The organism is Bradyrhizobium sp. SZCCHNRI3052 (assembly GCF_032484895.1).
In the GTDB taxonomy this organism is placed as follows: domain Bacteria; phylum Pseudomonadota; class Alphaproteobacteria; order Rhizobiales; family Xanthobacteraceae; genus Bradyrhizobium.
On the sequence record NZ_JAUETW010000003.1, the window covers coordinates 271,309 to 295,154 of the forward strand.

The following is a 23,846-nucleotide window of genomic DNA, read 5'->3' on the forward strand; positions in this document are numbered from 1 at the left end:
TCACGGCCTTGCCCCGGAATGACGGTGGTTGTGACTCAGTCGAATGAGCTCACTCCGTCGCGCGCGTGACGATACGGATCTCCGACGTCAGCGTCCGGTGCACCGGGCATTTGTCGGCGATCTCCATCAGCTTCCTGCGCTGCTCCTGATCGAGCGCGCCGTCCAGGTGGATCTCGCGGTCGAGCTGATCGATCAGCCCGACCTTGGTCTCGCACTCCGCGCAGTCCTCCGCATGGATCTTGCTGTGGCGCAAGGTGACCGTGATGCGGTCGAGCGGCAGGAATTTGCGGTCGGCATAGAGCCGCATCGTCATCGAGGTGCAGGCGCCGAGCGCCGCGAGCAGGAGGTCGTAGGGGCCCGGGCCGGTGTCCTGGCCGCCGACCGAGAGCGGCTCGTCCGCGGTGAGATGATGCGGGCCGAGCGCGATGGCCTGCTGCAGCTTGCTCGACCGGGTCTCGCGCACGACCACGTCGCGCGGACCATCTGCGGGCGCCGGCTCGGCGGCCGCGGGCGCGACGTAACGGCCGGCCCAGCTCGCGATCACCTCGGCGATGTAGGCTGCGTCCTCCTTCCTGCTGATGAGATGATCAGCGTGATCGAGCGAGATGAAGCTCTTCGGATGCCTGGCGGCGATGAAGATCTTCGTCGCGTTGTCGATGCCGACGGTGTCGTCGACAGGCGAGTGCATCACCAGCAGCGCCTTGTGCAGATGCTTGACCCTGTCGAGCAGGCGCTGCTCGACGACGTCGTCGAGGAACGAGCTGCTGATGCGGAACGGACGGCCCGCGAGCGAGACCTCGGCCGAGCCGTCGCGGCGGATCGCCTCGAGGCTGTCCTTGAATAGCGCGGTGACGTGGCCCGGGTCGGAGGGCGCCGCGATCGTCACCACGGCTTTCGCATCGGGAATGTCGCCGGCGGCGGCCAGCACGGCGGCTCCGCCGAGGCTGTGGCCGATCAGGATCGCCGGCGCCTGTCGGGTCTCGCGCAGATGATTGGCGGCGCGGACGAGGTCGGCGACGTTGGAGGAGAACGTCGTGTTGGCGAAGTCGCCTTCGCTGGAGCCCAGGCCGGTGAAGTCGAACCGCAGCACGGCGATGCCATGCGCCGTCAGCGCCATGGCGATGCGCCGCGCCGCATGCGTGTCCTTGCCGCAGGAGAAACAATGCGCGAACAGCGCATAGGCCCGCGGCGCGCCATCAGGCAGATCGAGCGCCGCGGAGAGCTTGTCGCCGCCTGCGCCTTCAAACTGGAAACGTTCGGTCGGCATGATGTGGTCTCCATCCGTTGCGTCTTCACCGCCGTGCGAGGCGATGACACGGCATCGTTCCCCGTTGTCATACAACAGATCTGGCCATACGCGCAGACATGGTGGCATACCCTCGCGGCCTGCACGGCCCGAGCTCTGCGGATCTTCCACCCTCTTGAAACAAGAGGGCGCAGGGAAGGTCGGGAGCCTGCCGCCCCCATGGCCCGCCTGCGGAAAAAATGCAGGCGGCAGAACCACAGGTACGGCTGAGGACATCCCGGCCTTCCCTGCGCAATGGTTGGAACGGCTTATACGTGCTCTCTCCGGGGAACGGCTTTCTTGCCCCCGTCATCGCGATGCGCGTCATCCGCACCACGACTTGACGCCAGCACCGCGGCGCCGAGACCACACGATTTCACCGTGCGCACCGGATCGTTCGTCCGCACGGAAGACCATGCTGCGACCCGTCGCGCCCACCGCATCCCGCGCTCCACGTCCGTGACGATCGCGATACGCCCCTCTGCAACGAGGCGGGATGGCGAGGAGTAAATCACGATTTTCAGAAATTAGCAAGAGGGAGATTATTTGGGGGGCGAGGCTGGACGTGGGACCACATGATTGACGCCAACACCTTCCGGTCAGACCGAGGGCTATCGCATTTGACGATCGGAGTTTTGTGCCGCCTGTCTCCAGGTCGTCATGGCCGGGCTTGTCCCGGCTATCCACGCCGTTCGGCATGCTGGGAACGAAGTGGATGCCCGGGACGAGCCCGGGCATGACGGAGTAACTAACTGGTGTGATGGTTCGTTACGACGTAGGTCAATATGCGATTGGACTGCGATCGGCCCGGACCAGCGATCGATCTCACGACCAGGCGCCGATCAGTCTCGCGGCGGCAACAGCTCGATCTCCTGTTCGCCATGCCGGATCGCCGTCGGCAGGTCCTGCGAGACGAGATCGGTAATCCATCGGACGAGCGCCGGCAGCGCTTCGTCCTTCGCTTGCCGGCGGAGTGGGGGCAAGTCCCGCTCGTGCGCGGTGCCGACCTTGATGTTGAGACGCTCATAAGGAATGTCGCCGTCCGGCGGCCGATATCGTGCATCGAACAGACGCCTGCCGTGGCTGCGAACGAGGTGGATGCGAATGCCGCCGAGATCTCTTGCGGTCAGTGCGGCGAGGATGACGCTCGGCTTGAGAAGGTACCCATAGCCTTTGGGGATCTTGCCAGTTTCTGAAGTGAACTCCATGCTGCATCTCTGGCATGTTCGAAAATTGAGCGCGTAGGGTGGGCAAAGCGAAGCGTGCCCACCATTCTTTTCCCATTCAGCTTCATTCAGAACAGGCGAGGGTTGGCACGACGCTGCAAGCCTTTGCCCGCCCTACGGTCCTGTCGGCCCGTCAGTCCGAATAGCGCTGCTCGGCCCAGGGATCGCCGCGGTTGTGATAGCCGCGCACCTCCCAATAGCCGGGCTTGTCGGCCTCGAGAAATTCGATCGCCTTCAGCCATTTCGCGCTCTTCCAGAAATACAGATGCGGCACGACGACGCGCACCGGGCCGCCATGCTCTCCAGTCAACGGCGCGCCGGACCAGCTATGCGCGAGCAACGCATCCTCGGCGGCGAAGTCTTCGAGCATCAGGTTCGTCGTGTAGCCGTCATAGGAATGCAGCACGACGAATTCAGCGCTGTCGCGCGGCCGGCAGGCGGCGAGCAGGTCACGTGTGGCGAGCCCTTCCCATTGATTGTCGTAGCGCGACCAGGTCGTGACGCAGTGGATGTCGGAGACGAACTGGCGCTGCTCCTGGGCGAGGAAGGCGCGCATGTCCCAGAACAGCGGGTTCTCGACGGCGCCATAGACATCGAGTCGCCAGCGCTCTGATGTGACCGACGGTGTCAGGCCGAGGTCGAGCACCGGCCAGTCGCGGGTCAGATGCTGCCCCGGCGGCAGGCGCTGGTCCTCCGGCCTGATGATGCGGCCGGTCAGGAATTTGCCCTCGCGCGCCCAGCGTTCCTTGCTGCGGGTCAGCTTGCTCTCGGGCGGCAGGCTGGACTCGTCGGCCATCTCGACACCTCGTCAATTCGTGCGGGCTTTTTCGTGCGGACTCATTCGTGCCGGTGCATCGCGGACGCATGCTTGGTATCGCGCATGCTCGCATAGATCAGCAGCGACAGGAAGATCACGCCGGTGAGATAATAATAGAACCACGTCTCGTGCCCTATGCTCTTGAAGTAGAGGGCGATCGCCGGCGCGGTGCCACCGAACAGCGATACGGTGATCGCATAGGGCAGGCCGACACCGAGCGCGCGGACATTGGTCGGAAACAGCTCGGCCTTCACCACCGCATTGATCGAGGTGTAGCCCGCCGTGAAGATCCAGGCGCCGCAGATCAGCAGGAAGGCTGTGAACGGCTCCTTGGTGCCCTTCAGTACCGTCAGGATCGGGATCGTCGACAAGGTGCCGGCGACGCCGAAGAAGATCAGCAGCGGCTTGCGACCGATGCGGTCGGAGATCGCGCCATACAGCGGCTGCAGCACGCAGGCGAACAGCAGCGAGCCGAAGATCACCATCGTGGTCTGGTCCTCGGTGAGGCCGACCGAGAGCTTCACGAAGGTCTGCATGTAGGTGGTGAAGGTGTAGAACGCGGCGGTGCCGCCCGCGGTCAGGCCGACTACCAGCAGCAGCTCCCGCGGATATTTGAACAGGGCGGTGATCGAGCCGGAAGGGCCTACGGTCTTCTTGGCCTCCACGAAGGCTTCGGTCTCGTGCAGGTTCCGCCGCATCACCGCGACGAAGATTGCGAGGCCGGCACCGATCGCGAACGGAATGCGCCAGCCCCAGGCTCGCAATTCTTCCGGGGTCAGGAACACCTTCTGCAACAGCAAAAGCACGATGATCGCGGTGAGCTGCCCGCCGATCAGGGTGACATATTGGAAGCTCGAATAGAAGCCGCGATGCTTGGCGTCGGCGACCTCGGAGAGATAGGTGGCGCTGGCGCCATATTCGCCGCCGAGGCTGAGGCCTTCGATCACGCGGGCGAGCGCCAGGATGATCGGCGCGGCGATGCCGATGGTGGCATAGGTCGGTGTCACCGCGATGATCAGCGAGCCGAAGCACATGCAGAGCACCGAGACGGTCAGCGACAGCCGCCGGCCATGGTGATCGGCGAGATAGCCGAACAGCCAGCCGCCGAGCGGGCGCATCAGGAACGTCGCGGCGAACACGACAGCGGCGTTGAGCTGCTCGACCACCGGGTCCTTCGACGGAAAGAAGGCCGGCGCGAAGTACAGCGCGAACGCCGTATAGGCATAGAAATCGTACCACTCGACCAGGTTGCCGGCCGAGCCGATCAGGATCGCCTTGATGCGCCGCTCGACGTCGGTGAATGTGGTAGTGTCCGCGGCAGGCGGCAGCGCCTGGTCTGTCATATCCGGTCTCCGGCAAGCATGATTTGCGGCCCTTCTACGGCAGCCGCCCGGATTGCCAACAGCCGATAACGGACATGGGTCCCATGTTCAGAGCATGGAACTCGGCGGATGGCGGCCTTGAAGAAAAGCCCCGTTCGTCGGCCATCGCGCCACGAAAGCAAGTCCCGATCCTCATGGTGAGGCGCGCCGCAAGGCGCCTCTCGAACCATGAGGCCACCGACCGAACTAGCCCTTCGGCGCGCGCGGATCGATCGGGGTCGAGCTGGCCACGCCAAGAACATCTTCCAGCAACTTGGCGCCGGCGAGCAGCTTGGCGTCGGCGCGCGGCGCCGCGATCATTTGCAGGCCGATCGGCAGGCCCGTTTCCGTGAAGCCGCAGGGCAGCGACAGGGCTGGGCAGCAGGCCAGCGTGATCGCATAGACGATGCCGAGCCATTGCACGTAGTTGTCGAACTTCTGCCCGGCGCATTCGGCGACGTAGCGGTTCTCGACCGGGAAGGGGGGCACGATGGTCGCCGGCGCCAGCAGCAGATCATACGTCTCGAAGAACTTCACCGCGCGCGCGGTGATCGCGACGCGCTGCGCCTCGGCGCGCGCGATCTGCGCGACCGTGAGCTTCAGCCCTTCCTCGATGTTCCAGATCACCTCGGGCTTGAGCAGGTCGCGCTTGGTGCGCAGCAGCTCCGCCTTGCTCATCGCGAAGTCGAGCGCGCGCAGCACGTGGAAGCATTCATGCGCCTCGCTGAAATCGGGATGCGCCTCCTCGACGATCACGCCGAGCTCGGCGAAGCGCTGCGCCGCCTTGCGGGTGACGGCAGCGACTTCGGGATCGACGGGCGTGATGCCGAGATCGGGCGAGTAGGCGACGCGGACCGGCTTCCTGCCGGAGCGCGCGGCGGCCAGGAACGACGTCGCAGGCGAGGGCAGCGAGATCGGATCCGCGGCGTGCTCGCCGCTCATCGCGTCCAAGAGCAGCGCGAGGTCCGCGACGTTGCGGGCCATCGGGCCCTGGACGGCGAGATTGCGGTCGATGGTCACCGCCGGCGTATTCGCGACGCGGCCGAAGCTCGGGCGCAGGCCGACGATGCCGCAGAAGCTGGCGGGGTTGCGCAGCGAGCCGCCCATGTCGGAGCCGTGTGCCAACCAGGCCATGCCGGTGGCGAGCGCCACCGCGGCGCCGCCGGAGGAGCCGGCCGCCGAGCGGGACGTGTCCCAGGGATTGCGCGTCGCGCCGAACACCTCGTTGAAGGTGTTGGCGCCGGCGCCGAACTCCGGCGTGTTCGACTTGGCGTAGATCACGCCGCCATTGGCTTCGAGATGCTCGACCACGAGATCGGAGCGTTCCGGAATCCGGTCCTTGAAGATCGGCGAGCCCTGCGTCGTCAGCACGCCGGCGACGTCGGTGAGGTCCTTGATCGGCACGGGCAGCCCGGCCAGCACGCCGCGCTCGGCAGCCGGCTTCTGCATCAGCGCCTTGGCGTGACCGCGCGCGCGGTCGAAGCACAGGGTCGGCAGCGCATTGACCTTGCCGTCGACGGCTGCGATGCGCGCTTCCAGCGCGTCGAGGCAATCCAGCGGCGTGACCTTGCCGGACTTCAACTTGTCGACGACGGCGCAGGCGCTCTCGCGGATCAATCCCTGGTCGGCCAAAGCTTAGTTCTCCTGATGGCAAGCGTCCCGGCGCCACGTTGTAGATCACGTTTCGGCTGAGGTGGAAAGGTCGCGGCGATCAACCCCACCCTGCGCTGATGCCGCCATCGACGGTATAGATCACGCCGGAGGTGTAGCCGGCACGGTCCGAGGCCAGGAACGCCATCAGGTCGGCGATCTCGCTGACATGCGCGGGACGGCCGAGCGGCAGGCTTTTCTGGAATTCCGTGTAGCGGCTCTCGTCACCGAACAGATCGCGGGCGCGGGTCTTGAGCAGGCTGACGTGGCGATCGGTACCGACCGGCCCGGGATTGATGCCGACGACGCGGATGTTGTCGGCGAGGCTCTTGGAGCCGAGCGCGCGGGTGAAGGCCATCAACGCCGCATTGCCGGCGCTGCCGCAGATGTAGTTGACGTCGAACTTCTCGCCGGCTGCGCCGATGTCGTTGATGATCACGCCGCCGCCGCGCGCTCTCATCTGGGCATAGACCAGCCGGGTCAGGTTGATGAAGCCGAACACCTTGAGGTCCCAGGCATGCCGCCAGGCCGCCTCGTCGATCTTGTCGATCGCGCCGCCCGGAATATCGCCGGCATTGTTGACGAGAATGTCGATGTCGGACGCCTCCTGCGCCAGCCGCGCGACGTCTTCGGATTTCCGCAGGTCCACCACATGCGCGGCTGCATCGATCTGGTGCTTCGATCGGAGCTGCTCGACCAGGGCGGAAAGGCGATCGCCGCTGCGCGCAGCGAGCCGGACGTGGCAGCCTTCCTCGGCAAAGGCTTCGGCCGCCCCGGCGCCGATTCCCTTGGACGCGCCGGTGATGAGAACGCGCTTGCCGCGCAGATGAAGGTCCATGGAGGTGCTCGCTGAGGGGAGGGAGACCGGATTGTCGGGCGCGTCAGCCATGCGGTCAATCTTGCACCGCAGCGTTGCGCTTCCCGGCCGTTTGGTCCATTCAGGCGATCGACAAATCAGCCTGGACAACCGGCGCCAACACTCAAGGATCCGCTCGATGAGCAAGAAGCCCTATCGCATCGCAGTCATTCCCGGCGACGGCATCGGCAAGGAGGTCATGCCCGAGGGCATTCGCGTGATCGAGGCCGCCGCCAAGAAGCACGGCGTCGCTGTGCAGTTCGACCATTTCGACTTCTCGAGCTACGACTACTACGAGAAGCACGGCCAGATGATGCCGGACGATTGGAAGGCGCAGATTGGCGGCCATGACGCGATCTATTTCGGCGCCGTCGGCTGGCCGGCCAAGATCGCGGACCACGTCTCGCTGTGGGGCTCGCTGATCAAGTTCCGCCGCGAGTTCGATCAGTACGTGAATCTCAGGCCCGTGCGGCTGATGCCCGGCGTGCCGTCGCCGCTGGCGGGCCGCAAGCCCGGCGATATCGATTTCTGGGTGGTGCGCGAGAACACCGAGGGCGAGTATTCCTCGGTCGGCGGCCGCATGTTTCCGGACACCGACCGCGAGTTCGTGACGCAGCAGACGGTGATGACCCGCACCGGCGTCGACCGCATCCTGAAGTTCGCCTTCGAGCTGGCACAGTCCAGGCCGAAGAAGCATCTGACCTCGGCGACCAAGTCCAACGGCATCTCGATCACGATGCCGTATTGGGACGAGCGCGTCGAGGCGATGGCGAAGAACTATCCGGGCGTGAAGTGGGACAAGTACCACATCGACATCCTCACCGCGAACTTCGTGCTGCACCCGGACTGGTTCGACGTCGTCGTCGGCTCCAACCTGTTCGGCGACATCCTGTCCGATCTCGGCCCGGCCTGCACCGGCACCATCGGCATCGCGCCGTCGGGCAACATCAACCCGGAGCGCCATTTCCCGTCGGTGTTCGAGCCGGTGCACGGCTCCGCGCCCGATATCGCGGGGCAGGGGATCGCCAACCCGATCGGCATGATCTGGTCGGGCGCGATGATGCTGGAGCACCTCGGCGAGAAGACCGCGGCGCAGTCGATCGTCGGCGCGATCGAGCGTACGCTCGCTGAGCGCACCTTGCGCACGCGCGATCTCGGCGGCAATGCCGATACCGAGGCGTGCGGCAAGGCGGTCGCGGAGATGGTGGACTAGGAACGCTGTTTGTTGTTTGCATAGCTACGGTTCGTAGGGCGGGTTAGCGGAGCGTAACCCGCCTTACTAATCGTTGCTGGACGACGGCGGATTACGCTGCGCTAATCCGCCCTACGCGATTGCCACCGTCCGCTCTCGATCAATCACGCGGTATGATCCCGGCATTCGCCGGAACGACAGTGGTAGTTTAGGCGACAGCTCGACCAACAACGTCATTGCGAGGAGCGCAGCGACGAAGCAATCCAGGGGCGCCGCGGACTCTGGATTGCTTCGCTTCGCTCGCAATGACGGAGGAGAGAGCGTTTACTCTGCCGCCACCCGCCGGCAGTGCTCCCACGCGGCGTGGATCAGGTTTTCGCTCGCCTCCGGGGTGCGGAAGGCCGAGTGCGCGGACAGCGTCACGTTCGGGATCGTGGTCAGCACGTGACCGGCGGGCAGCGGCTCGGTGTTGAAGACGTCGAGGCCGGCGTGGCGGATGTGGCCGGAACGCAGGGCGTCGATCATCGCGGCCTCGTCGATGATGGCGGCGCGGGCGGTGTTCACGAAGATCACGCCCTTGCGCATCTGCGCGATGCGCTCGCGCGACAGGAAGCCGCGGGTCTCGTCGTTGAGCAGGAGGTGCAGCGAGACGACATGGCTCTGCTGCAGCAGCGTGTCGAGGTTGACGAAGTCGACGCCCGGATGGCTCTTCGGCGAGCGGTTCCAGGCGATCACCTTCATGCCGCTGCCCGACGCGATGCGCGCGACCTCGGCGGCGATGCCGCCGAAGCCGATCAGGCCGAGCGTCTTGCCGGTCAGCTGCATGCCGTCGTCGCGCAGCCAGTTGCCGGCGCGCATCTCGCGGTCCATCTGCGCGATGCCGCGCGCCGAGGCCCACATCAGCGCAATGGCGGCTTCGGCAACCGCCGTGTCGCCATAGCCCTTGATCAAATGCACGGTGATGCCGAGCTGGCTAAGCTCCTCGGGGTTCATGTAGCTGCGCGCGCCGGTGCCGAGAAAGACGACGTGCTTGAGCCCCTTGCACCGCTTTGCGACCTCGGTGGGCAAGGCGGTGTGATCGACCACGCCGATCTCGGCGCCGTCGAGGATCGCCGGCCAGTCCTCCGGTTTGATGTCCGGATCGAGATGCACGCGCATCTCGGGATCGCCCGATTTGCGCTGCCGCTCGAAGATCTCGGCAAGCGACTCGTTGGCGTCGATGAAAACTCCGCGCATGTGAGGGTCTCCTTTACGAAGGATGCGAAGTGGCTGCGCAGGCACAGATGCGCTCCCTCCCCCCTTGTGGGGGAGGGCTGGGGAGGGGGGTGGCTCCGGGCGAGACTGCCCGTGCGGACCCCCACCCCCGACCCCTCCCCGCTGCCGACAATCGCTGTGCGATTGCGGCGGGGGGGAGGGGAGCTCAGTGTGCCCGCGCGATTGAGGTCTATGATTGACGACTAATAGTTCGGCGGAGCCGATTGAAGCAGCCAATCACGACGCCACGCCCGCCAGCGACAGGACGGTGTGCAGCAGGACATTCGCGCCGGCGGCGCAGTCGGATTGCGTCGCGTCCTCGAGCTCGTTGTGGCTGATGCCGTCCTTGCAGGGCACGAACACCATGGCGGCCGGCATGATCGTGTTGAGATTGCAGGCGTCGTGGCCGGCGCCGGAGGTGATGCGGCGGTGCGCATAGCCGAGCGTGCCGGCGGCGCGCTCGACGGCGTCGACCAGCTTCGGATCGAAATGCGTCGGCGGCTTGCGCCAGACCTGGTCGATCGCGATCTCGACTTTGCGCTTCTTGGAAATCTCGTTCGCCGCCGCACGCAGGCTGGCATCGAGCGCCTCCAGCGTGTCGGCATTGGCGCTGCGGCAGTCGATGGTGAAGGCGATCTCGCCGGGGATCACGTTGCGCGAGGGATTGGCGATGACGGCCTCGCCGATGGTCGCGACCGCGTTCGGCCCGAGCTTGAGCGCGATCTGCTCCAGGGTCAGTGCAAACTCCGACAGCGCCAGCAGCGCGTCGCGGCGCAGCGGCATCGGTGTCGAGCCGGCATGGCTCTCGAAGCCCGTGACCTTGCCGTCGTACCAGAACACGCCCTGGCCGTGGTCGACCACGCCGATGGTCTTGTTCTCGGCCTCCAGGATCGGACCCTGCTCGATGTGCAGCTCGACGAAACCGGAGAATTTCTGCGTGCCGACCGCGGTCGCGCCGCGATAGCCGATCTCGTCCAGCGCCGCGCCCACGGTCATGCCTGCGGCATCTGTCCGCGACAAAATGTCCTCGACCGTGAAGTCGCCGACATAGGCGGCCGAGGCCATCATGGCCGGCGCGAAGCGCGAGCCTTCCTCATTGGTCCAGTTGACGATGCACAGCGGCGCGTCGGTCTCGATGCCGGCATCGTTGAGGGTGCGGATCACCTCCAGCGCGCCGAGCGTGCCCAGAATGCCGTCGAACTTGCCGCCCGTGGGCTGGGTGTCGAGATGCGAGCCGAGCCCGACCGGCGGCTTCGCCATGTCGCGGCCCTTGCGAAGTGCGAACATCGAGCCGAGCGTGTCGACGCGCACTTCGAGCCCGGCATCCTCGCAGGCTTTCCGGAACCAGTCGCGAACCTGCTTGTCCTCCTGGCTCAGGGTCAGCCGCCGCACGCCGCCCTTCGGCGTGGCGCCGAACCTGGCGGTCTCGTGAATGCTGTCCCAGAGGCGGGCGGAATCGATCTGCAGATTGGTGACGGCGCGGCTCATGCTTGAATTCCCTGTACTCCGGCATCCTGTCCATCGCGCGCCGCGACGAGCCCGTCAACCGATGCAGAGGGATGGCTGGCCGTCTGCGCCGTCCGGACTGCGAGCTCGGCGACGCGCTCGATCGCGACCATCTCGGGCGACGACAGCCAGCTCGCGGTGAAGGTCAGCGGTGGAATCCGCAGGTCCGTCTTCAACTCCTGCAGGCGGCCGCTCTCGATCTCGTTGGCGACGATCGCGGCAGGAATGACGGCGACGCCGAGCCCCTCGACCGCCATGTGGATCACGGTCGCCAGCGAGGCGCTGGCGTGCAGCCGCATCGGCGGCAGATGCGGGCGGTTGAACAGCGAACGCACATTGTCATAGGGCTGGGTGTTGCGCGGAAAGGTGATGATCGGAAACCGCGCCATCTGCTCGGCGGTGACCACGCCCGTGCCGAAGCCGAGGGCAGGGCTGGCGAGGAAGCTGATCGGATAGTCGCACAGCACGCGGCTGCGGATGCCGGACTCGGAGGGCGCGCCCAGCGCGAAGGCGAGCTCGATCTCCTGCGCCAGCAGCCGCGCGTGCAGATGGGGCGTGACGTCGACCTCGATCTCCAGCGACAGATTCGGATAGCTCTCATTGACGCTCTTGATCAGCCGCGGCAGCCAGTCGTGCACGATGGTCTCGGCGACGCCGAGCCGGAGCACGCCGCGCATCGCCGAGCGGTCGCCGACCTCGGCCAGCATCTCCGCGCGCAGGCCGATCAGCTTCTCGGCATAGACCAGCATCTGCCGGCCGCTTGCGGTCGGGGACGCCACGCGATGATCGCGGTTGAGCAGCTTGACGCCGAGCTCGCGCTCGAGCTGGGCGATGCGCTGGGAGATGGCGGGCTGGGTCGTATTGAGGCGCTGCGCCGCGCCGCGGAAGCTGCCAAGCTTCACGACCCAGAGGAAGGTCTCGATGGAACGGAAATCCAGCATCGCGCCCCGCTTGGATCAATTTGTCTTATCGATCCTGATTAAAAACGAAGATTAGACTTTATAGCATGGCTGATGTTCAGTGAGTTTGTCGAGATATTAGGCAAGTGGCACAAATGACTGTTTCTGCGGCAGTGCAGCAATCAGCCGGCGAGACGGATCTTCTCCCGAGCCATCGGGCCCGCCTGGATTATCGCGCGGGCAGGGGCTGGAGCACGGCGGGCGTCGCCAACGGCTTCGTCCAGGGCAATCTGGCTGTTATCCCCGAGCAGCATGCCGGCGCCTTTCACCGCTTCTGCCAGCTCAACCCGAAGCCGTGCCCGATCATCGGCATGTCCGATCCGGGCAATCCTTTCATTCCGGCGCTCGGCGCCGATCTCGACATTCGCACCGACGTGCCGCGCTATCGCGTCTGGCGCGATGGCGAGATGGTCGAGGAGCCGACCGATCTGCTGTCGCATTGGCGCGACGACCTCGTCACCTTCGTGCTCGGCTGCTCGTTTTCCTTCGAGGAGGCGCTGATGGCCGACGGCCTGCCGATCCGCCACATCGAGCAGGGCTGCCGTGTGCCGATGTATCGCACCAACATCGCCTGCACGCCGTCGGGGCCGTTTGCGGGGCCGATGGTGGTGTCGATGCGCCCGTTCAAGCCGGCGCAGGCGATCCGCGCGGTGCAGATCACGACGCGCTTTCCCGCCGTGCACGGCGCGCCGGTGCATCTCGGCCATCCCGAGCAGATCGGCATCGCCGACATCAGCAAGCCGGACTACGGTGACCCGGTGCCGGTTGGCGCCGACGAGATTCCCGTCTTCTGGGCCTGCGGGGTGACGCCGCAGGCGGTCATCGCTGCGGCCAGGCTGCCCTTCGCCATCACCCACGCACCGGGGCTGATGCTGATCACCGATCTCAGGAACAAGGATCTCGCCGTCCTCTAATCAGGCAGCCATGCTGCTCATTGAGCCTTTACCGCCGACCTCAACCGCTTCATCGATGCGCTTTCATCAGAGGATCTTGCCATGACCATCACGCGCCGAAACGTCCTGCTTGGAGCCACCGCCGCCGCTGCGCTCGGTCCGATCGCCGCCCGCGCCCAGACGTCGGAAGTGAAGATCGGCGTCATCTATCCGTTCTCCGGCGCCAGCGCCCAGATCGGCGTCGACGCGCAGCGGGCGTTCGAGACGGCGGCCGAGATCATCAACGGCAAGTTCGACTACGACCTGCCGCTGGCCCGTACCGAGGGTCTGCCGGGCCTCGGCGGCGCCAAGATCAAGCTGGTGTTCGCCGACCACCAGGCCGACCCGCAGAAGGGCCGCGCGGAGGCCGAGCGCCTGATCACCCAGGAGAAGGTCGCAGCCGTCATCGGCTCCTATCAGAGCGCCGTCGCGGTGACGGCGAGCCAGATCTGCGAGCGTTACCAGATCCCGTATCTGTCGGCCGACAATTCCTCGCCGAGCCTGCATCGCCGCGGCCTGAAGTATTATTTCCGCGCCGCGCCGCATGACGAGATGTTCTCGCAGGCGATGTTCGACTTCTTCGACGCGATGAAGAAGAAGGGCACCAAGATCGACACGCTGGCCCTGTTCCACGAGGACACCATCTTCGGCACCGATTCGAGCAATGCTCAGCTCAAGCTCGCCAACGAGCGCGGCTACAAGATCGTCGCCGACATCAAGTACCGCGCCAACTCGCCGTCGCTGTCGGCCGAGGTGCAGCAGCTCAAGGCCGCCAATGCCGACGTGCTGATGCCGTCGAGCTACACCACCGACGGCATCCTGCTGGTCAAGACCATGGCCGAGCTCGGCTACAAGCCGAATGCGATCGTGGCGCAGGACGCCGGCTTCTCCGAGAAGGCGCTTTATGACGCGGTCGGCGACAAGCTCGAAGGCGTGATCTCGCGCGGCTCGTTCTCGCTCGACCTCGCCGCCAAGCGGCCGATGGTCGGCAAGATCAACGACATGTTCAAGGCCAAGTCGGGCAAGGACTTCAACGACTACTCGTCGCGCCAGTTCATGGGCCTGATCGTGATGGCCGACGCCATCAACCGCGCCAAGTCCACCGACGGCGAGAAGATCCGCGACGCGCTGGCCGCGACCGACATGCCGGGCGAGCAGACCATCATGCCGTGGAAGCGGGTGAAGTTCGACGAGAACGGCCAGAACAACGACGCCGATCCGGTGCTGCTGCAATATGTCGGCGGCAAGTTCGTCACCATCTTCCCGACCCAGGCCGCGGTGGCCCAAGCCACCTGGCCGATGAAGTAAGCGTCTTCGGCCCGAGGGGCGGGGAGACCATGGCGGAGCATCTGTCGTGCTCCGTCATTGCGGGGAGCGCAGCGACGAAGCAATCCAGGGGCCGCAAAGAAGGTCTGGATTGCTTCGCTTCGCTCGCAATGACGGGGAGCAAGTGAAGTGACAGCAGAAACAATCATCCAAAGTCTCGCCAGCGGCCTCTTGATGGGCCTGCTCTACGGGCTGATCGCCGTCGGCCTGGCGCTCATCTTCGGCCTGATGGACGTCGTGAACTTCGCCCACGGCGAGTTCCTGATGATCGCGATGTACGCGACCTTCTTCCTGTTCGCCTATTTCGCGCTCGATCCGCTGCTGTCGGCGCCGATCGTCGCCGCTGCTCTCTTCGTGTTCGGCGCGGTGGTCTATCTTCTGATTGTCAGATTTGCGGTCAGGGCGAAGGCCAATACCGGCATGGTGCAGATCTTCTCCACCTTCGGTCTCGCCGTGCTGATGCGCGGTGTCGCGCAGTACTTCTTCACCCCTGACTATCGCAGCATTCCGCACTCCTGGCTGGGCGGCAAGACGATCTCGATCGCCGGCATCTATCTGCCGCAGCCGCAGCTGGTCGGTGCCCTCATTGCGATCGCCGCCTTCGCCGGCCTGTACTTCTTCATCCACCGCACCGATTTCGGCCGCGCGCTGGAGGCGACGCGTGAGGATGCCGGCGCGGTGGCGCTGGTCGGCATCGACAAGAACAAGGTGTTCGCACTCGGCTGGGGCCTTGGTGCGGCGCTGGTCGGCCTTGCCGGTGCGGTCATGGCGATCTTCTTCTATGTCTTTCCCGACGTCGGCGCGTCGTTCGCGACCATCGCCTATGTGACGGTGGCGCTCGGCGGCTTCGGCAGCGTATTCGGCGCCTTTGCCGGCGGCATCGTGGTGGGCCTCGTCGAGGCCATCACCACGCTGATCCTGCCGCCGTCGCTGAAGACTGTCGGAATCTACGGGGTCTATCTCCTCGTCGTCTTCATCCGCCCGCGCGGCCTGTTCGGATCGATCTGATGGACAAGGCATTCATCCAACGCCGTCGGCGCGACCTCGTCCTCGCCGCCTTCCTTGCGGCCATCGCCGCCGTCGTGCCGTTCTTCGTCAAGGACGTCTACGTCCAGAACATCATGGTGCTCACCCTGATGTACGCGGCGCTGTCGCAGAGCTGGAACATCCTGTCCGGCTATTGCGGCCAGATCTCGCTCGGGCACGCGCTGTATTTCGGGCTCGGGGCCTACACCACCGCAATTCTGTTCACCAAGTTCGGCGTGCTGCCGTGGTTCGGCATGCTCGCCGGCGGTCTGATCTCGGCGCTGATCGCCATGGCGCTCGGCTATCCCTGCTTCCGGCTCGGCGGCCATTACTTCGTCATCGCGACCATCGTCATCGCCGAGATCACGCTGCTCTTGTTCCAGAACTGGGATTGGGCGGGGGCGGCACTCGGCATCGACATTCCGGTGCGGCGTGACTCGTGGCTGACCTTCCAGTTCACCCGCTCCAAGCTGCCGTACTTCTACTTTGCACTCGTGCTCGCCTGCGTCGCCTGGTTCGTGACCTGGTGGCTGGAGGATTCGAAGTGGGGCTATTGGTGGCGCGCGGTGAAGGACAACCCGGTCGCCGCCGAGAGCCTCGGCGTCGACGTGTTCAACTCCAAGATGGGCGCGGCGGCCGTCTCGGCCTTCCTGGTCGCGATCGGCGGCAGCTTCTATGCGCAGTTCGTGTCCTACATCGATCCTGAAAGCGTGATGGGATTCCAGTTCTCGCTCTTGATGGCGCTCCCGGCCGTGCTCGGCGGCATCGGCACGCTGTGGGGACCGATGCTGGGCGCGGTCATCCTGATCCCGCTGACCGAGTTGACCCGCTCCTTCATCGGCGGCTCCGGCCGCGGCGTCGACCTGATCGTGTATGGCGGCCTGATCGTTGCGATCTCGCTGGCGCGGCCGCAAGGTCTGGTCAGCCTGTTCTCCCGCAAGCCGAAGCCGGCCGTTCAGCCCGCGAGAGAGGCGGTGGCGTCATGACCGCGCTGCTGGAAACCCGTAAAATCACCCAGCGCTTCTCGGGCCTGACCGCCAACTCCGACGTCTCCATCAAGGTGGGGCATGGCGAGATCGTTGGCCTGATCGGTCCGAACGGCGCCGGCAAGTCGACCTTGTTCAACCTGATCGCCGGTGCGTTCAAGCCGACCGAAGGCGCCATCATCTTCGACGGCGAGGACGTCACCGCGCTGCCGGCCGCCGAACGCTGCCAGCGCGGCATCGGCCGCACCTTCCAGGTGGTGAAAAGCTTCGAAAGCATGACGGTGATCGAGAACGTCATCGTCGGCGCGCTCGTCCGCACCACCAACATGCGCGAGGCGCGGCGGAAGGCGCATGAGGTCTTGGAGTTCTGTGGCCTCGGCGCCCGCGCCGATGTGCTCGCCAGCGATCTCGTGCCTTCGGAGAAGCGGCGCCTGGAAGTGGCGCGTGCGCTCGCCACTGAGCCGAAGCTGCTGCTGCTCGACGAGGTCCTGACCGGCCTGACGCCGGTCGAGTCACAGAAGGGCGTCGAGCTCGTGCGCCGCGTGCGCGACACCGGCATCACGGTGCTGATGGTCGAGCATGTCATGGAGATCGTGATGCCGCTGGTCGATCGCGCCATCGTGCTCGATCTCGGCAAGGTGCTGATCGAAGGCAAGCCCACGGACGTCGTCCGCGATCCCAAAGTCATTTCCGCCTATCTCGGAGACCGCCATGCTGTCGGTGCGTGACATCACCACCGCCTATCAGGGCCTGGTTGCGATCTCGAATATCTCGATCGATGTCGAGAAGGGCGAGATCGTCTGCGTCGCCGGCGCCAATGGCGCGGGCAAGTCGACCTTGTTGAAGTCGATCGCCGGGGCCGAGCGGCCGCGTGCCGGCAGCATCACCTTCGACGGCAGCCGCATCGACGGCATGGCGCAGCACCTGATCACGGCCAGGGGCATCGCCTATGTGCCGGAGAACCGCCGGCTGTTCCCGCGGCTCTCGGTGCGCGACAATCTGCGGCTCGGCAGCTATCTCTATCGCGGCGAGGCCAACCGCGAGGAGCCGCTCGACTTCGTATTCACACTGTTTCCGCGGCTGTCCGAGCGGCTCGAGCAGCGCGCCGAGACCTTGTCCGGCGGCGAGCAGCAGATGCTGGCGATCGGCCGCGCTCTGATGACCCGGCCGCGGCTTCTGATGCTCGACGAGCCGTCGCAGGGCATCATGCCGAAGCTGGTCGACGAGATCTTCCAGGCCGTCAAGCGCATCCGCGACGCCGGCATGACCGTGCTGATCGTCGAGCAACGCATGGCCGAATGCCTGGAGATCGCCGACCGCGCCTACATCCTCCAGACCGGCCGCGTGCTGATGCAGGGCACGGCAGCGGAGATCAGCGGCAACAAGGATGTGCGGAAGGCGTATTTGGGGCTGTGAGGCGATATGTTCAATTGCCTGCTCTGCGTCGTTGTGTTCGCGGCGCGTAGCGAAGCCATCTAGAGTCCCGTCCGAGGCCCCTGGATCGCGTCGCTGCGCTCGCGATGACAGCGTTCGTGGAAGGCGCGGTGTCCGCCACAACCGTCATTGCGAGCGCAGCGAAGCAATCCAGGGGCCAAGGCAAAGTTCTCTTTGGCTAAGATGTCGAGCAACAGCGGCGACTGTTCGGTCAGCCGCCGCGGCTACACCATCCCCTTGCCGGCGTCGGACCCCTGGCGGCGCTGCCGCGCCTGCAGCATCAGGATCACCGACAGCGCGGCGAAGATCACGACGAAGGACACCGCCGATGTCAGCGTGCCCAGCGCGTAGATGTCGGGCTTGGTGACGGTCGTCGTCAGGCCCTGCAATTCCAGCGGAAGCGTATTCACCGAGCCGATCGCCTGGCTGGAGCGGGCGAGTTCGTCCCAGGACAGGGTGAAGCCGAACAGGCCGATGCCGACCACGGATGGCAGGATGATCGGCAGCACGACGTGGCGGAAGGTCTGCCAGGGCGTGGCGCCGAGGTCGCGTGCGGCTTCCTCCAGCCGGCCGTCGAAGCGGTTGAAGATCGCGAACATGATCAGGAGTCCGAACGGCAAGGTCCAGGTCAGATGCGCGCCGAGGCCCGAGGTGAACAGGCCCATCGCGGTGGTGTAGCCGTCTGCGAGCCAGCCGAGCCCGACATCGGCGCCGTGCTTGTTGATGAAGTCGTCGATCAGCCGGAACTCCAGCGCGATGCCGAGCGAGGTGATGATCGAGGGCATGATCAGGCTGGCGATCGCTGTGTAGAACAGGATCGAGGCGCCACGGAACGGCTTGCGGAACGCCATGCCGGCCGCGACCGACAGCACCACCGTGATTACCATCACCACGAGGCCGAGCGCCAGCGAGCGCTTGAACGCGGCGCCGATGTCGACGATGCCGCCGCCGGAAAACACCTTGCCGAACCAGGTCAGCGACACGCCGTTCATCGGAAACGTCAGGCCGCCATCCGGTCCTTGGAACGACAAGATGTAGATCGCGATCATCGGCCCGTACAGGAACAGCACATAGGCTGCGAAGAAGGCCGCAAGGATGTAGAAGGAGCGGGGGCGCTTGTCTCCCATCTCAGAGCTCCTTGCGCACGTCGACGATCCGCGTCAGCGCGGAGATGATGATGATGGTGATGCCGAGCAGGATCACGGCATTGGCCGCGGCGGCCGGGAATTGCAGTGCCGACAGCCGGGACTCGATGATCTTGCCGGCGGAGGCGATCTGCTGGCCGCCCATCACGCCGACGGTGACGAAGTCGCCCATCACGATGGTGATGACGAAGATCGAGCCGATCACGATGCCGGGCTTCGACAGCGGAATGACGATGTTGACCAGTGTCTGCCAGCCCGATGCGCCGGCATCATAGGCGGCCTCGATCAGGCGCTTGTCGATGCGGATCATCGAATTGAAGATCGGCACCACCATGAAGAACGTGAACAGGTGCACCAGCGCCAGCACCACCGAAAATTCGGAGAACAGCAGCCATTCGATCGGTTTGTTGACGATGCCCACACCTTGCAGGCCTTGATTGACGAGGCCGTTGCGTCCCAGCAGCGGGATCCAGGCGATCATCCGGATCACGTTGGAGGTCCAGAACGGGATCGTGCACAACAGCGACAGCACGATCTGCCAGGTCTTGCTGCGAACGTGGAAGGCGAGGAAATAGGCGACCCAGAAGCCGATCATCAGCGTCAGGCCCCAGGTCAGCAGGCACAGCTTCAGCGTCTTCAGATAGGTCTTCAGGATCGTGCACAGCTCGGGCAGGTTCGCGACGCAGCCTTCGAAGGTGTCGGTATAGCCGCGGAAGCTGAACGCCGGGATCATCTCATATTCGTTGTAGTCCCAGGCGCTGACGACGACGACGAGCACCAGCGGCAGGAGGAAGAAGAGCGCGAATACCAGCATCATCGGGCCGGCCTGCAGCCACGCGATCGAGCGCTGGGTCAGCTTGCGGAAGGTGCTCTCCGCGGGCGCTACGGTGTCGGGCGAACTGTCGATCGTCACGGCCACGGAGATACCTGTCGTCAAGTCGCGGATGAACGGCTGAGAGGGTCTGCCGCGCCCACGACGTCGCGGGCGCGGCAGCAATGGCGGTCACATCAGGCGGCGATGAACTCGTTCCACTTGCGGACCATGTAGTCGTTCTCGTCCATGACGGCGTTCCAGCAGACGACGTTGCCCATGCGGTCCTCGTAGGAGCCGCCGTCGCGCACGGCGCCGGCCTTTTCCATCAGGGTGCCGTCGGGGGCCTTGATGTCGTTCTTCGCCGGCTTGCCTTCCATCCAGTAGCCCCACTCGTCCTCGGTCATGTTGGCCTTGGCGGTGGAGAGCACGGCCGAGTAGTAGCCCTGGCGGTTGAGATAGGCGCCGGCCCAGCCGGACAGGTACCAGTTGACGAACTCATAGGCCCAGTCGAGCTTCGGGCTGCCGCCCACCGCCTTGGAGACGCAGAAGCCCGAGGCCCAGGAGCGATAGCCTTCCTTGAGCGGCTGGAACACGCAGGGGATGCCCATCGAGCGCACCTTGGTGACGGCCGGCGACCACATCGACTGGATCACGGTCTCACCCGAGGCCATCAGGTTGACGGACTCGTTGAAGTCCTTCCAGAACGCGCGGAACTGGCCGGCCTTCTTGGCCTCGGTCAGCACCTTCATCGTCAGGTCGATCTCGGCCTTGGTCATGTTGCCCTTGTCGGCATATTTGTATTGGCCGGTCGCCTCGACGACGAGGGCGGCATCCATGATGCCAATCGAGGGAATGTTGAGGATCGAGGCCTTGCCCTTGAATTCGGGGTTGAGCAGCTCGGCCCAGGAGTTGATCGGGCGCTTGATCAGGTCGGGGCGGATGCCGAGCGTGTCGGCGTTGTAGACGGTCGGGATCAGCGTGACCCATTCGGTCGGGGTTGCCGAGAAGGTCTTGGAGTTTGCGCCGTCGAGATAGAGCACCTTCCAGGGCGCGGTGCCCTGGCCGCCGATCTTCTTGCCGTTCGGCAGCTCGCCCTTGGTGAAGACGGGCGTGATGTTGTCGAATTCCTTGATCTTGCGCGCGTCGAGCGGGAAGATGTTGCCCGACGGCACCAGCTTCTTGAGCGAGAAATATTCGGTGTCGAGCACGTCGAAGGAGTTCGGCTGGGTGATGACGCGCTTGGTGACGTCGTCGGTCGTCGCCGTGATGTATTCGATCTTGATGCCGGTGTCGGCGAGGCACTTCTTGGAGATCTCGTCGCCCTCGTTCACGGCGGTGCCGAGATAGCGCAGCACCTTGGCGTCGGCGGCGTGGACGTAGGGCGCGCTGAGCAGCGTGCCGGAGCCGGCGAGACCGGCAACGCCCGCCGCGCCCTTGAGCAGCGAGCGGCGGCTGATGGATGTCGTCTTCGATCGATCAGTCATGATCATCTCCTTGGGAAAGAACGAGCAAACGAAAATCAGGTGACCAGCTCCGCAGCCGGAGCGGCTGCGGCAGGGCGGGGCGTCAGTGCGTCAGCGAAGGCCATGTTCCAGGTGACGACGACGCGCTCGCCGATGCTGTGGGTCTGTGCATCGAACTGATCGTCGCTGAGCTGCGCCGAGATCTCGGGGCCACCGTCGGTCGCGACCGCGACCAGCACATAGGTGCCCTGATATTCGATCTTGCTGATGGTGCCGGGCACCACCGGGCCGTCGATCGCCGCATTCGGCGCCTTGAGCTGGATGCGGTCGACGCGCACGGCGAAGGTCTCGCCGTTCAGCGGGATCACGTTGTGGCCGCCGATGAAGCGGGCGGCGAATTCGGTGCGCGGATGATTGAAGATGTCGCGCGGGCTGCCCTGCTGCTCGATGCGGCCGCCATTCATCAGCACCACGAGGTCGGACAGCGCCATGGCCTCGTCCTGGCCATGGGTGACGTGAACGAAGGTGAGCCCGAGCTCGCGCTGCAGTCGCTTCAGCTCGGCGCGCATGCGCAGGCGCAGGAACGGGTCGAGCGCCGACAGCGGCTCGTCGAGCAGCAGGATCTGCGGCGAGGTGATCAGCGCACGGGCCAGCGCCACGCGCTGCTGCTGGCCGCCGGAAAGCTGCGCCGGCAGGCGGCCAGCATAGCTCTGCATGTCCACCAGCTCGAGCAGCTCGCGTGCCTTGGCGTGGCGCTCGGGCTTGGACACGCCTTTCATCTTCAATGCAAACGCGACGTTGTCGATCACCGACAGATGCGGAAATAGCGCATAGGACTGGAACATCATCGCGGTGCCGCGTCCTGCGGGCGGCAGCTCGGTCACGTTCCTGGCGCCGACGATGATGTCGCCCGACGTCGCGGATTCGTGGCCGGCGATCATGCGCAGGGTGGAGGTCTTGCCGCAGCCGGACGGGCCGAGCAGACAGCAATAGGAGCCGGCGGGAATCCGCAGGTCGATTGCGTCGACGGCGGTGACGTGACCGTACATCTTCGTCACCTTCACCAGTTCCAAGCTCGCGCCCGCCGCCATCCGCCCTCCGTCGTCCTGTCCCGTGTCGGTCATGATCGCAGCTCGCTCCGTCGGGCGCCCGCGATCCGGCCCGTCTGATGTCTGCAACGGATATGCCAAGGGTCGCCGTGGGCGCGGAGCAGCGCGTGAAGATTGCGCGCTGGATGAGATGCGTATGCAACGCTCGAAAGGGCATTCCCCGGTCCCGGCGTCAGTCCGCTCAGATGGGCCGCCGATCCGGCCAAACAGCCGCGCCCACGCCGATGTGGAGGCATTTTGCCCTGTCCTTTCGTGCTCCGGGCGTGCTCAGCGATAGGCTGCAATCGATGGTGGAAGAGCGGGGCGCATCCTCGCGCCGCGGCAGCGATGAGCTGCCGGTGTTGTCCTTGCTCGACCGATCCGTCCCTGATTGCTACCGAAGTCGCACTTTGCCTGAATATTAGGCATCGTTGTCCTCCCGAGGCAAGGCAGCTTGATGAGCGACAAGGCGGCGCAGGCTACCTCGCATGCAGGCCAGGCTGGCGGGACGCTAGATCCGCCGTGCCCGCGATCTCGCCTGCGCGGCGGCCACCAGCATGCGCTCGGCAATGCCGCGCAGCTCGCTGACCGCGATCGGATCAGAGGCGGCGAACGCGTCATAGGAGTCGGCTGCGATCGGAAACCAGCGATAGAAGCGGGCCTCCTCGTAGAGCACCCGGGCAGCGGCATCGATCTCGGCCGGCGTTGTTGCGAAATATTGCATGCCCATCCATCCGCCGGCGGATCAGTGATGATCGTTGTGATCGGGCAGGGTGAGGCCGAAGACTTTGACCAGATCGTCGACCTGCTGCGGCGACAGATGACGCGGGTTGAGCCCGCGCAGCAGCAGATAGAGCTTTGCGGTCTCCTCGAGCTCCTCCATCGCGAACACGGCGGCTTCCAGCGTGTCACCGGACACGACGGGCCCGTGATTTGCGAGCAGCACCGAGGCGTATTTGCCGGCGAGACCCTTGATGGCATCGGCTACCGCGGGATCGCCCGGACGATGATAGGGCACCAGCGCGGTCTGGCCGCAGCGCATCAAGTAATAAGGTGTCAGCGGCGGCAGCGCGGCGCGCGGATCGATCTCCGGCAGCATCGAGATCGCGACCGAATGGGTCGAGTGCAGATGCACGACGGCGCGCGCGGCGTCGCGCGTCTGGTACAGCGCCGTGTGCAGCGGCACCTCCTTGGTCGGCGCATCGCCCGAGACCAGTCGCCCCTCGGCATCGAGCCGCGACAAACGGGCCGGATCGAGGAACCCGAGCGAGGCATTGGTCGGCGTCACCAGCCAGCCGCCATCATCGAGCCGCACGCTGATGTTGCCGGACGACCCCGGCGTCAGTCCGCGCTCGAACAGCGAGCGGCCGAACCGGCAGATGGCCTCGCGAATCGCAGTTTCCGCCACGGGTCTTTCCTCGCATGTCGCTGTTTTGCCGCTTTGTCTCACGCTTTGGCAACGCGGCCAAGCCGTGATACCCAGAGTGCAGTCCGGGGCAACCGGACGTCTCCGGGAAACGCTTCAG

General features: G+C 65.3%; 22 protein-coding genes. 7 read left to right on the plus strand and 15 right to left on the minus strand.

From position 1 onward, the window contains the following. Window positions 1–49 precede the first annotated feature (49 nt). From QW887_RS11680 to QW887_RS11705, 6 genes are all read right to left on the minus strand, one after another. A complete protein-coding gene (locus QW887_RS11680; protein ID WP_316193923.1) occupies window positions 50–1,267 on the minus strand; it encodes a bifunctional alpha/beta hydrolase/OsmC family protein in 1,218 nt (405 codons plus the stop codon). 860 nt (window positions 1,268–2,127) lie between these two features. Continuing rightward, window positions 2,128–2,493, minus strand: a complete 366-nt coding sequence (locus tag QW887_RS11685; protein WP_315754677.1) for a hypothetical protein — start codon at window positions 2,491–2,493, stop codon at window positions 2,128–2,130. A 151-nt stretch (window positions 2,494–2,644) separates the two neighbouring features. After that, window positions 2,645–3,307 carry a sulfite oxidase-like oxidoreductase gene (locus tag QW887_RS11690; RefSeq protein WP_316194545.1) on the minus strand — a complete coding sequence of 221 codons (663 nt, stop codon included), beginning with the start codon at window positions 3,305–3,307 and terminating at the stop codon, window positions 2,645–2,647. Window positions 3,308–3,348: 41 nt separating this feature from the next. Beyond that, window positions 3,349–4,671 carry an MFS transporter gene (locus QW887_RS11695; protein WP_316194546.1) on the minus strand — a complete coding sequence of 441 codons (1,323 nt, stop codon included), beginning with the start codon at window positions 4,669–4,671 and terminating at the stop codon, window positions 3,349–3,351. A 225-nt stretch (window positions 4,672–4,896) separates the two neighbouring features. After that, window positions 4,897–6,321 carry an amidase gene (locus QW887_RS11700; protein ID WP_315754673.1) on the minus strand — a complete coding sequence of 475 codons (1,425 nt, stop codon included), beginning with the start codon at window positions 6,319–6,321 and terminating at the stop codon, window positions 4,897–4,899. Window positions 6,322–6,400: 79 nt separating this feature from the next. Continuing rightward, window positions 6,401–7,177, minus strand: coding sequence for an SDR family oxidoreductase (locus tag QW887_RS11705; protein ID WP_316194547.1), 777 nt, complete (start codon window positions 7,175–7,177; stop codon window positions 6,401–6,403). Between the two features lie 157 nt (window positions 7,178–7,334). Here QW887_RS11705 and QW887_RS11710 point away from each other — a divergent pair, with 157 nt between their 5' ends. Next, on the plus strand, window positions 7,335–8,408 hold the full coding sequence (locus tag QW887_RS11710; protein WP_316185162.1) for a tartrate dehydrogenase: 1,074 nt from the start codon (window positions 7,335–7,337) through the stop codon (window positions 8,406–8,408). A gap of 303 nt (window positions 8,409–8,711) precedes the next feature. Here QW887_RS11710 and QW887_RS11715 read toward each other — a convergent pair whose 3' ends face one another. From QW887_RS11715 to QW887_RS11725, 3 genes are all read right to left on the minus strand, one after another. Then, window positions 8,712–9,623, minus strand: a complete 912-nt coding sequence (locus QW887_RS11715) for an NAD(P)-dependent oxidoreductase (protein WP_316194548.1) — start codon at window positions 9,621–9,623, stop codon at window positions 8,712–8,714. A 255-nt stretch (window positions 9,624–9,878) separates the two neighbouring features. Beyond that, window positions 9,879–11,129, minus strand: a complete 1,251-nt coding sequence (locus tag QW887_RS11720; protein WP_316194549.1) for a Zn-dependent hydrolase — start codon at window positions 11,127–11,129, stop codon at window positions 9,879–9,881. After that, complete coding sequence (locus QW887_RS11725; protein WP_316194550.1) at window positions 11,126–12,088, minus strand: LysR family transcriptional regulator; 963 nt, start codon at window positions 12,086–12,088, stop codon at window positions 11,126–11,128. Before QW887_RS11725 ends, QW887_RS11720 begins: the two co-directional genes overlap by 4 nt. A 113-nt stretch (window positions 12,089–12,201) precedes the next feature. Between QW887_RS11725 and QW887_RS11730 the strand changes: the two genes are divergently transcribed. From QW887_RS11730 to QW887_RS11755, 6 genes are all read left to right on the plus strand, one after another. Further along, window positions 12,202–13,020, plus strand: coding sequence for a putative hydro-lyase (locus tag QW887_RS11730; RefSeq protein ID WP_316194551.1), 819 nt, complete (start codon window positions 12,202–12,204; stop codon window positions 13,018–13,020). An 81-nt stretch (window positions 13,021–13,101) separates the two neighbouring features. Further along, a complete protein-coding gene (locus QW887_RS11735; RefSeq protein ID WP_315715787.1) occupies window positions 13,102–14,346 on the plus strand; it encodes an ABC transporter substrate-binding protein in 1,245 nt (414 codons plus the stop codon). 147 nt (window positions 14,347–14,493) lie between these two features. Next, window positions 14,494–15,372 carry a branched-chain amino acid ABC transporter permease gene (locus QW887_RS11740; protein WP_315715789.1) on the plus strand — a complete coding sequence of 293 codons (879 nt, stop codon included), beginning with the start codon at window positions 14,494–14,496 and terminating at the stop codon, window positions 15,370–15,372. Next, window positions 15,372–16,376 carry a branched-chain amino acid ABC transporter permease gene (locus QW887_RS11745; protein ID WP_315715790.1) on the plus strand — a complete coding sequence of 335 codons (1,005 nt, stop codon included), beginning with the start codon at window positions 15,372–15,374 and terminating at the stop codon, window positions 16,374–16,376. Before QW887_RS11740 ends, QW887_RS11745 begins: the two co-directional genes overlap by 1 nt. Continuing rightward, window positions 16,373–17,104 carry an ABC transporter ATP-binding protein gene (locus tag QW887_RS11750; RefSeq protein WP_316164358.1) on the plus strand — a complete coding sequence of 244 codons (732 nt, stop codon included), beginning with the start codon at window positions 16,373–16,375 and terminating at the stop codon, window positions 17,102–17,104. Before QW887_RS11745 ends, QW887_RS11750 begins: the two co-directional genes overlap by 4 nt. Beyond that, window positions 17,088–17,792, plus strand: coding sequence for an ABC transporter ATP-binding protein (locus tag QW887_RS11755; RefSeq protein ID WP_316164359.1), 705 nt, complete (start codon window positions 17,088–17,090; stop codon window positions 17,790–17,792). Before QW887_RS11750 ends, QW887_RS11755 begins: the two co-directional genes overlap by 17 nt. A gap of 242 nt (window positions 17,793–18,034) precedes the next feature. Here QW887_RS11755 and QW887_RS11760 read toward each other — a convergent pair whose 3' ends face one another. The 6 genes from QW887_RS11760 to QW887_RS11785 form a co-directional block, all read right to left on the minus strand. Beyond that, entirely contained in the window at window positions 18,035–18,937 is a 903-nt protein-coding gene (locus QW887_RS11760; RefSeq protein ID WP_315749155.1) for an ABC transporter permease, read from the minus strand. A gap of 1 nt (window position 18,938) precedes the next feature. Then, window positions 18,939–19,874 (minus strand): ABC transporter permease, encoded by a 936-nt coding sequence (locus QW887_RS11765; protein WP_315714959.1) that lies wholly within the window; start codon window positions 19,872–19,874, stop codon window positions 18,939–18,941. 89 nt (window positions 19,875–19,963) lie between these two features. Beyond that, window positions 19,964–21,253 (minus strand): PotD/PotF family extracellular solute-binding protein, encoded by a 1,290-nt coding sequence (locus QW887_RS11770; RefSeq protein WP_315714958.1) that lies wholly within the window; start codon window positions 21,251–21,253, stop codon window positions 19,964–19,966. A 35-nt stretch (window positions 21,254–21,288) separates the two neighbouring features. After that, window positions 21,289–22,323 (minus strand): ABC transporter ATP-binding protein, encoded by a 1,035-nt coding sequence (locus QW887_RS11775; RefSeq protein WP_315826484.1) that lies wholly within the window; start codon window positions 22,321–22,323, stop codon window positions 21,289–21,291. Between the two features lie 508 nt (window positions 22,324–22,831). Continuing rightward, the gene (locus tag QW887_RS11780; RefSeq protein WP_316164362.1) at window positions 22,832–23,044 is read right to left on the minus strand and encodes a hypothetical protein; all 213 of its coding nucleotides are present in this window, start codon (window positions 23,042–23,044) and stop codon (window positions 22,832–22,834) included. 21 nt (window positions 23,045–23,065) lie between these two features. Beyond that, window positions 23,066–23,728, minus strand: a complete 663-nt coding sequence (locus QW887_RS11785) for an aldolase (protein ID WP_316164363.1) — start codon at window positions 23,726–23,728, stop codon at window positions 23,066–23,068. Window positions 23,729–23,846 lie beyond the last annotated feature (118 nt).

Excerpts from the sequence above, each read along its gene's own strand:
- QW887_RS11680 (WP_316193923.1), bottom strand. The coding sequence starts at position 1,267 with ATGCCGACCGAACGTTTCCAGTTTGAAGGCGCAGGCGGCGACAAGCTC.
- QW887_RS11685 (WP_315754677.1), bottom strand. The coding sequence starts at position 2,493 with ATGGAGTTCACTTCAGAAACTGGCAAGATCCCCAAAGGCTATGGGTAC.
- QW887_RS11690 (WP_316194545.1), bottom strand. The coding sequence starts at position 3,307 with ATGGCCGACGAGTCCAGCCTGCCGCCCGAGAGCAAGCTGACCCGCAGC.
- QW887_RS11695 (WP_316194546.1), bottom strand. The coding sequence starts at position 4,671 with ATGACAGACCAGGCGCTGCCGCCTGCCGCGGACACTACCACATTCACC.
- QW887_RS11705 (WP_316194547.1), bottom strand. The coding sequence starts at position 7,177 with ATGGACCTTCATCTGCGCGGCAAGCGCGTTCTCATCACCGGCGCGTCC.
- QW887_RS11710 (WP_316185162.1), top strand. The coding sequence starts at position 7,335 with ATGAGCAAGAAGCCCTATCGCATCGCAGTCATTCCCGGCGACGGCATC.
- QW887_RS11715 (WP_316194548.1), bottom strand. The coding sequence starts at position 9,623 with ATGCGCGGAGTTTTCATCGACGCCAACGAGTCGCTTGCCGAGATCTTC.
- QW887_RS11720 (WP_316194549.1), bottom strand. The coding sequence starts at position 11,129 with ATGAGCCGCGCCGTCACCAATCTGCAGATCGATTCCGCCCGCCTCTGG.
- QW887_RS11725 (WP_316194550.1), bottom strand. The coding sequence starts at position 12,088 with ATGCTGGATTTCCGTTCCATCGAGACCTTCCTCTGGGTCGTGAAGCTT.
- QW887_RS11730 (WP_316194551.1), top strand. The coding sequence starts at position 12,202 with ATGACTGTTTCTGCGGCAGTGCAGCAATCAGCCGGCGAGACGGATCTT.
- QW887_RS11735 (WP_315715787.1), top strand. The coding sequence starts at position 13,102 with ATGACCATCACGCGCCGAAACGTCCTGCTTGGAGCCACCGCCGCCGCT.
- QW887_RS11745 (WP_315715790.1), top strand. The coding sequence starts at position 15,372 with ATGGACAAGGCATTCATCCAACGCCGTCGGCGCGACCTCGTCCTCGCC.
- QW887_RS11750 (WP_316164358.1), top strand. The coding sequence starts at position 16,373 with ATGACCGCGCTGCTGGAAACCCGTAAAATCACCCAGCGCTTCTCGGGC.
- QW887_RS11755 (WP_316164359.1), top strand. The coding sequence starts at position 17,088 with ATGCTGTCGGTGCGTGACATCACCACCGCCTATCAGGGCCTGGTTGCG.
- QW887_RS11760 (WP_315749155.1), bottom strand. The coding sequence starts at position 18,937 with ATGGGAGACAAGCGCCCCCGCTCCTTCTACATCCTTGCGGCCTTCTTC.
- QW887_RS11770 (WP_315714958.1), bottom strand. The coding sequence starts at position 21,253 with ATGACTGATCGATCGAAGACGACATCCATCAGCCGCCGCTCGCTGCTC.
- QW887_RS11775 (WP_315826484.1), bottom strand. The coding sequence starts at position 22,323 with ATGGCGGCGGGCGCGAGCTTGGAACTGGTGAAGGTGACGAAGATGTAC.
- QW887_RS11780 (WP_316164362.1), bottom strand. The coding sequence starts at position 23,044 with ATGCAATATTTCGCAACAACGCCGGCCGAGATCGATGCCGCTGCCCGG.